Annotated in this window: 1 protein-coding gene; it reads right to left on the bottom strand. The window is 71.0% G+C overall.

Going from position 1 to position 1,437, the window contains the following annotated elements:
• On the bottom strand, nt 1-844 hold an 844-nt coding region (locus OF117_RS22020), incomplete at its 3' end, for a HAMP domain-containing protein (protein WP_263554999.1).
• Nucleotides 845-1,437: the final 593 nt, after the last annotated feature.

Here is a 1,437-nt window from a genome sequence, read left to right as displayed (position 1 = left end):
CCACCGCATCCGCCGAGGACACCACCGAGCTCAACACCTCACGCAACGACCCCTGGGCGGCATCGATCGCGGCGGCCATGCGGCCCAGCTCGTCGGGGCTGTCCACGCCCGTGGGCACCGTCAGGTCGCCCGCGGCCATGGCCTCGGCGGAACGCTGCACGGAACGAACCGTCCGCGTGATGCGCCGGACGATCAGCGCGGTGAGCGCGATCGCGACGGCGACGGCGCTGAGCGCGGTGGCCACCAGCAGGGTGATCGCCCCATCCGCCTCGGCGGCGGCTTCCGCGTTGCGCGCATCGGCCTGGGCCGACTGGGCGACGCCCTCGGCCTCGAGCTCGTCGGCGATGACCTGCAGCAGCGGCTGGAGCTGTTCGGACTGCACCTGGGCGAAGCCGACCAGGTCACCGGTGTCGGCCGCGGGGAAGAGCTCGGTCTCCACCAGACCGAGGAACTCCTCGCGGGTGGCCAGGAAGGTCTCCATGGCCTCCGGAGCGGTGATGTAGGGCTCGTAGGCCTCGAGGCCGGCCGCGAGGTCGGCGTTCTTCTCCTCCATCTGCTCCTTGAGCTCGATGCGGCGCTCCGGCGTCGAGACCGCGTACTCCAGGGTGCGCACCCGGTGAGCCGCGTGGGCGCGCTGCACCTCGGCCAGGGAGTTCAGCGGGAGGAGGTTCTCCTCGTAGATGGTCGCCTGGTGGTTCCGCATCTCGGAGATGCGCTGGACGGCGAGCGCGTTGGTGCCGAGCACCACGACGGCCAGCAGGCCGACCGCGGCACCGATCTTGACACCGACCGGGCGGCCGGCGAACCAGCCTCCGCGGCGCCGGGTGGTCGTGCTGGGGGACATCCGTGTCTCCTGTGGATGAGGGTGCAGCCGTGCACGGGATGGAGAATGAGGCCGATCGGGCGGGCGATGGGGGAACGGTGCTCGATTCCGGGTTGCCCCGGCCTTGAGCTTTCTCCAGCTCGCTCCGCGGCCTCGTCGAATATGGCGTATCCCGCGACCAGGGAGCATCGGGCTTAACCGCGTGTCGCGCGTTCCCCTGGAAATACATCGACGACCGGCTCGCAGTTGTCGACAAGGTGATGCGTCGGCCTATATCCGTCCGGATGGCGGTGATTTTCGGCCCGGCCGAATGGTGGCGGTCCGGCCGTTCCGGTCCGGGACGGTGATGGTTTCCGCCGTGTCCGGCGGAATGGCGGAATGGCGGAATGGCGGAGGATGTCCAGGAACGGGTCCGGGCCGGGTGGGAACCGGGGAAGGTCCCACCCGGCCCGGCCGGGGGAGTCCGCGGGTGCCCCGCGGGGGCGAGGTGCTGGAACGGCCCCGTCCCGGGCTCCGCCCCGAGCCTTCGACGGGCGGGCAGGACGGGGTCCTCTCAGTAGCTGAACCTGCCCACCGTGGTCCGCAGGTCGGCGGCCATCTTCGACAGCTCGTCG

The sequence above is a fragment of the Geodermatophilus sp. YIM 151500 genome (assembly GCF_025716945.1).
Taxonomy (GTDB): Bacteria; Actinomycetota; Actinomycetes; order Mycobacteriales; family Geodermatophilaceae; genus YIM-151500.
The sequence above is the reverse complement of the archived record's forward strand: the minus strand, read 5'-3'. Positions and strand labels throughout refer to the sequence as shown.